Here is a 6413-nt window from a genome sequence, read left to right as displayed (position 1 = left end):
CGGCGGTGGGGGTGGAGATATCGATCAACGAGATCTTCGACGCGCCCACCGTCGCGGAACTCGACCGGCTCCTGGACACCCTCACCACCGAGGTCTGAAGACCCGCCGCCGGGCACGAACCGATCACCGGCCGTCACCCCTCACCCGACAGATTCTGGAGTGTCACCGTGGACATGTATCCGCTGAGTTCCCGGCAGAGGGACCCGATGGGCCTGCAGCGCTCGCCGAAGCACGTCTGCGCCCATGTGCTGCGTATCAAGGGCGAACTGGACCTCGACGCCCTCAAGGGCGCGCTCGACGACGTGGTGGCACGGCAGGAGTCCCTCCGCAGCCGGGTCCACTACGACGAGGGCGGCATGACCGGCTCACTGGAAGTGCTGCCGCCGATGCCGGTCCCGCTCACCGTGCGCGACATCCCCGAGGCCCCCGGGCGCTCCCGCGACGAGATCGCCGCCGAACTGCTCCGCGAGGTGAACGAGGAGTCGATGGACTTCCTGGACACACCTTCGCTGCGCGCGGTCCTGCACCGGTTCGACGACCGGGACGCCGTGCTCACCCTCCTGAGCCACCACCTCTACAGTGACGGCTGGTCGGTCGGCGTCCTGCGCACCGAGATCGCGGCCTGCTACCGGGCCAGGGTGACGGGGGTGCCGCACACGCTGCCGGCCCCGGTCCCGTTCAGCGGCTTCGCCGCCTGGGAGCAGGAGTTCCTGCAGAGCGAGAAGGCGGCGGAGTCCCGCCGTTACTGGAAGGACAAGCTGGCCGGCGCCACGATGTCCACCATGCCGGCGGACCGGCCCTACGACCCCGCGAACCAGTCGGAGCGCTGCGCCGTACGGAACTTCGTGATCGATTCCGAGACCCTCGCCGAGATCACCGAGGGCGCGGCCCGGAACCGGTGCGGCATCTGGCACGTCTGCCTGGCGGCCTACATGGTGCTGATGGAGAGGCTGACCGGCCAGACCGACATCACGCTGATGACCGTGAACAGCGGCCGGCCCGCCAAGGAGTACTTCGACACCATCGGGTTCTTCGCCAACCTGGTCCCCGTCCGGATGGAGTTCGACGACTGCGAGACCTTCCGGGACCTCCTGCTGCGCGCCCGCCGGGCGAGCGTGGAGGCGCAGCAGCACCAGCTGCCCACCGAGGCGCTTCTCGGCATGTACCCGACCCTGATGAATCCGCCCGCCGATCCGATGGTGCTGCCGGCCGGCTTCAACTACGTCAGCGCACCGGCGGACAACCAGGACACCGATTTCACGACCAGCGTCGAGCCGGTGTCCCTGCCCGAGGAGGAGGCCGCCTCGTTCCGCCGCGGCGTCATCATCTGGACCTTCCTCGTCGTCCCGGGCGGCGACTTCCGCTGCGTCATCGAGTACGAACCCGGCTCCGTGGACGCCGAGACGGTGGACGGCTGGGGCTCCGACTTCGTCGAACTGGTCCGGGCGATGACCGACCGGCCGGCGCAGAAGTGGGACCGCGGCCCGTCCGCGGGGGCGGCGGCCCTCGCCGCGCGGACCCAGCAGTAGACCCCGACGAACAACCGGCTGGACCGAGCTCATGGGAATGAGGTTGCCGTGTCTGATCCACTGAAGGAACGGACGGCTGTCGACGCGTCCGCGCGGCGCCCGCTGTCGGCCAACGAGGAGTTCATGTGCGCCTTCGACCGGGGTGACGACCTCGGCGTATTCGGCCCGCGAGGCGTCGTCCTGGCCGGCTGGCGCGTCCGAGGGCCGCTGGACGCGGCGACCGTACAGCTCGCTCTGGACGACGTCGTCGCCCGGCACGAGGCGCTCCGCACGACCATCATCAGGGACCAGGGCGCCCCGTACGCGGTCGTCTCCCCGCCCTGCCCGGCGCCGCTCTCCGTCGTCGACCTGCCGGCGACGGAGAGCGAGGCGGACCGCGAGCTGCTGGCGCACACGTTCCTGGACGAGATCGACCGGGACGCCAGGCTCGGCGCCAAGGAGCTGCCGCTGCTGCGGGCGACCCTGGCGCGGTTCGACGAGAACGACGCGGTGTTCGTCATCATCACCAACCACCTGGCCAGCGACGGCTGGTCCATGCAGGTGCTCATGCGCGACTTCACCACCTACTACGCGACGCGCCGGGGACTGCCTTCCCCCGGCCTGACGGTGGCCCGCCAGCTCGGTGAGTACGCCTACTGGCAGCAGGAGGCCCGCGACAGCGAGGCCGCCACCCTCGCGCGCGAGTACTGGAAGGACACGCTGTCCGGCGGAGAAATGCTCATCCTCCCCACGGACCGGCCGCGGCGGCTGGACGTCCCGCCGGTCTACTCGGTGTACCGGTTCGTGTTCGACGCGGAACTGGCCGGCGCCACCACGGCCCTCGCCAAGTCCCTGCACAGCTCGCCGTTCATGGTGCTGTTCGCCTGCTTCAACCTGTTCCTGCACCGCAGGACAGGTGTGACCGACATCGTCTCTCCCGTCATCACGTCAGGCCGCACCGAGCCCGGGTTCGAGGACACCGTGGGGACGTTGTTCAACTTTCTGCCGATCCGGACCGATGTGGCCGGCTGCGCGAGCTTCGCCGATCTCGTCCGCCGGACCCGGGCGTCGTTGCTTGAGGCGTACTCCTACGAACTTCCGTTCGGCGAGATCATCGCCAAGTCCGAACCGGAACTGATGGCGGGCCCGATCATGAACGTGAGCAGCGTCGTCTCCGCCTTCCAGATCTCGCAGTACCCGCCGGAGGAGACCGACGAGATCGGCGGCCTCCGCATCTCCGCGCTCCGCCGGCGCCTGAACTCGCTCGTCGACGTCTCGGAGATCCCGGACGGCAACCTGTGGGACCTGGACCTGCACCCGGACGGGGACGTGGTGGGTGTCGTGAAGTACAACAGCCTCGACTTCGACCTGCCGACCATCGTCGCGATGGTCGACGACTACCGGGAACTGCTGCTCGCGTCCCTGAAGTCCCCCGATGCGCCACTGCCGAAGCAGGAATCCAGCGTCTGAACCGGGAAGGAAGCATCCATGCAGGCCGTCGTCGGTACGCAGCCCCTGTGCAGTCGGCTCAGCTCGGGGGAGGAGGCGGCCATCCTGGTCTCCGACTTCCAGCCCCTGTCCGCGGCGTCGCGGCTCAGCACGCTGGTCGCTGACGCGGCGGCCCGCCACTCGGTCCATCAGGTCGACCCGCGCGGTGCGCTGTCCGGCGACCGGCTGTACGCCACCCTGCCGGACCTGGCCGACGAGGCCGCCGCCGCGTTCCTCGCCGACACGTCCTCCGGTGCGTCCGGCCGGCCCGTCTTCGTCGTGGCCCACTGCAGCTCTGCGGCCCTGTCCCTGCGGATCGCCGACCGGCTGGCCGGGGAGTGCGATGTCACCGCCGTCCTGGTGCGGCCGACCTGGCCCGACACGGACCACGTCACCGAGATCTTCGCCGAGTTCCAGGGCAAGCTGGGTGCCGTCCGCCGGCCCTCCCCCGACCTCGACGGCGATCCCCTCACCTGCGTGGCCGCCATGGAGCGGCTCATGAGCGAGGATCTGGCGGCGGTGGCGAAGCGGCTCGGCCTCAGCAAGGCGCCCCTGGCCTTCTCCGAACTGCTGGTGTCGTACCGCACCTGGCTCGCGTTCCTGCTGGCCTGCCGCAACGACCAGCCGGTGCCCGTGCCCTCCGGCGCGGTCCCGGTCACGGTGCTGACCGACGAACCCGGCTTCGTACTGCCCGGAAGCACCCCGGAGCGGTGCCGTACGGTGCTCCCACCGCCCGCGGAACGACCCGACGCGGTGACCCCGGAACTGGCGGCCGCGGTGCTCGACGAAGTCGAAAATCGGTCATCGAACGAGCCGGACTCGTGAACATCCCCGGGCGGGGGTGCGCGCGCCGGTAGCGTTCGTCCATGCTGTGCGCGCCCGGGACGGGCGCCCCCCTTGAAAGAACCGAGAAGGACGTTGTCTTGACTAGTTTAAACAAGCCTGAAGCTGACGCCGCATCGATTTCCCGCCGCCGGATGTGGGCGATCCTGGCACTGGTCATCGTTGTCGACGCCCTCGACGTGATCGACGGGACCGTCACCAATATCGCGGCCCCCACCATCGCCACCGACCTCGACGGCGGGGTGAGCCTGATCAAGTGGCTGGGCCCCGCCTACATGCTGGCGATGGGCGTACTCCTGCTGATCGGCGGACGGCTGGGCGACAAGTTCGGCCAGCGCAGGCTCTTCCTGATCGGCCTCGGAGGATTCACCCTGGCCTCGGCACTGGCCGGGTTCGCCCCCGATCCGGTCCTGATCATCATCGCCCGGGTCGCCCAGGGCGCGTTCGGGGCTCTGCTCATCCCGCAGGGCATGGCGATCATGACGAAGGTGTTCACCCCCGACATGATCGCCAAGGCGTTCGGCCTGTTCGGCCCGGTCCTCGGCGTCTCCGCCGTGCTCGGCCCGGTCCTCGCCGGCGTTATTATTGACGCGGACATGTTCGGCCTGAGCTGGCGCCCGATCTTCCTCCTCACGATCGTCCTCGGCCTCGTCGCGCTGATCGCGGCCTTCCGGCTCCTGCCGCGTGACGACGGCGACCGGGCCACCGTCATCGACGGATGGGCCTCCGGCCTCCTCGGACTGGCCATGCTGGGGATGATGTACGGCCTGATCGAGGGCTCGACCAACGGCTGGAAGACCGGCGCCGTGGCCTCGATCGTCGCCGGCGTGCTGCTCTTCGCGGCCTTCGCCTACCGCCAGCGCACCGCGGCCAGCCCGCTCATCGTGCCCTCGCTCCTGAAGAACCGGGGTTTCACCTCCGGGATGCTCGTGGGACTCGTCTCGTTCATCGCCGGCACCGGCCTGTTCTTCGTGCTGTCGCTGTTCATGCAGGAAGGGCTGCACGCCAGCCCGCGGACGGCCGCGTTCAACATGGTGCCGCTCACCGCGGGGCTCATCATCGCCACGTTCGCCGCCATGGGCGGCCTGGTCACCAAGCTCGGCCGGGTGCTCGTCTTCATCGGCCTGGGCGTCAGCATCGTCGGCAGCGGCTGGCTCCTGCTGCTCGTCAACCAGTACGGAACGCAGGTCAGCCTGTGGGCCCTGGCCCCGGCGTTCCTGGTCATCGGCATCGGCACCGGCCTGTGCTACACCACCATTCCGACGATCGCCCTCGGTGACGCGAAGCCTGAGGAAGCGGGGAGCGCGAGCGGCTCGCTCACCTCGATGCAGCAGCTCTCCACGGCGATCGGCTCGGCCGCTGTCTCGTCGATCTTCTTCGGGTACGCGGCCTCCGGATACGGCCACGCGATGACGGTCACGCTCATCGTCGTCCTGGCCGCCACCGCCCTCAGCATCCCGTTCGTCACGCTGATGCCCCGTCAGGCACCGGCGGAGCCCTCGGAAGGGGGGCCGGCACCGGAGCCGGCGGCCGCGTAGGCCGAGGACGGTGCGCCGGCCAAGAGGAGACACCTCGTCGGCGGACCGTCTTCCCGCGGTGGAGAATCCCTACATTGATGGACAGCTGATGCCGTCGGCATCAGCTGTCCTGGAGGTTGACGATGCATTCGACAGTAGACACGTTCCAGACCCCCGAAGGCGTCACGCTCGGCGTCGAGCACTTCGGTGACGACACACAGCCCCTGGTACTGCTCGCGGGCGGTACGACCATGCTGTCGTGGCCCGACGCCCTCTGCGAGGCGCTCGCGCTCGGCGGCCGCCACGTCGTCCGCTACGACCTGCGCGACGCGGGCGCGTCGACGACGGCCGCCCCCGACGCCCCCGCGTACACGCTCCGGGACCTGGCCGCCGACGCGGCCGCGCTCGCCCGGGGCCTCGACGACCGCCCCGCGCATCTGGCCGGCATCGGCGTCAGCGGGATGGTCGCCCAGGTGGCCGCCCTCGACCACCCGGAGGCGTTCTCGGCCCTGACGCTCGCCGGGACGCGGAGTGTCGCGCCGGGCCCGGTCGACGACGACCTGCCGGACCACGACCAGGCGGCGATGAGGGAACGCTTCGAGCTTCCGAAGCCCGACTGGTCCGACCGCGGCTCGGTGGTGCAGTGGGCGACCGCCGCGGCCGAGGTCTTCGGCGACGACGCCGACGAGGCACGGGCCACCGCCGGGCGGATCTTCGACCGCACACCCGGTACGTCGCGCCCGGTCCAGATGGCCAACCAGATCGGAACCGTCTTCGCCCACCTGGACTGCCGGCCGCGCTGGCGCGAGCGCCTGTCCGAACTCGCGCTGCCCACCCTCGTGGTGCACGGCCGCCGCAACCGGTTCTTCCCGGTCGGCTGCGGCGAGGCGCTCGCGCACGACATCCCCGGCGCGCGCCTGCTGGTACTCGAGGACGCGGCGACGGCGATCCCCGCCGCGTCCGCCGACGAGGTCGCCAAGGAGATGCTCAAGCTCTGATGCCGGCCGCTCCGATACCTGGGGGGCAGGGACCGGGTCGCCCGGTCCCTGCCCCCCAG

Annotated in this window: 5 protein-coding genes; all 5 read left to right on the top strand. The window is 70.2% G+C overall.

The window, feature by feature from the left end:
* Positions 1-173: 173 nt before the first annotated feature.
* Positions 174-1529: a condensation domain-containing protein gene (locus ACFUJY_RS34275; RefSeq protein ID WP_383306943.1), complete on the top strand. Its 1356-nt coding sequence runs from the start codon at positions 174-176 to the stop codon at positions 1527-1529.
* Between the two features lie 48 nt (positions 1530-1577).
* A complete protein-coding gene (locus ACFUJY_RS34270; RefSeq protein ID WP_383306941.1) occupies positions 1578-2978 on the top strand; it encodes a condensation domain-containing protein in 1401 nt (466 codons plus the stop codon).
* An 18-nt stretch (positions 2979-2996) separates the two neighbouring features.
* Positions 2997-3821 carry an alpha/beta fold hydrolase gene (locus ACFUJY_RS34265; RefSeq protein ID WP_383306939.1) on the top strand — a complete coding sequence of 275 codons (825 nt, stop codon included), beginning with the start codon at positions 2997-2999 and terminating at the stop codon, positions 3819-3821.
* A gap of 98 nt (positions 3822-3919) precedes the next feature.
* Positions 3920-5377: an MFS transporter gene (locus ACFUJY_RS34260; protein ID WP_383306937.1), complete on the top strand. Its 1458-nt coding sequence runs from the start codon at positions 3920-3922 to the stop codon at positions 5375-5377.
* A 122-nt stretch (positions 5378-5499) separates the two neighbouring features.
* Positions 5500-6354 (top strand): alpha/beta fold hydrolase, encoded by an 855-nt coding sequence (locus ACFUJY_RS34255; RefSeq protein WP_383306935.1) that lies wholly within the window; start codon positions 5500-5502, stop codon positions 6352-6354.
* The last annotated feature ends 59 nt before the right edge of the window (positions 6355-6413 follow it).

The organism is Streptomyces sp. NPDC057249, from assembly GCF_042669245.1.
Classification (GTDB): Bacteria; Actinomycetota; Actinomycetes; order Streptomycetales; family Streptomycetaceae; genus Streptomyces.
Note: the sequence above shows the minus strand (reverse complement) of the source record. Positions and strands in the feature narration are given on the sequence as shown.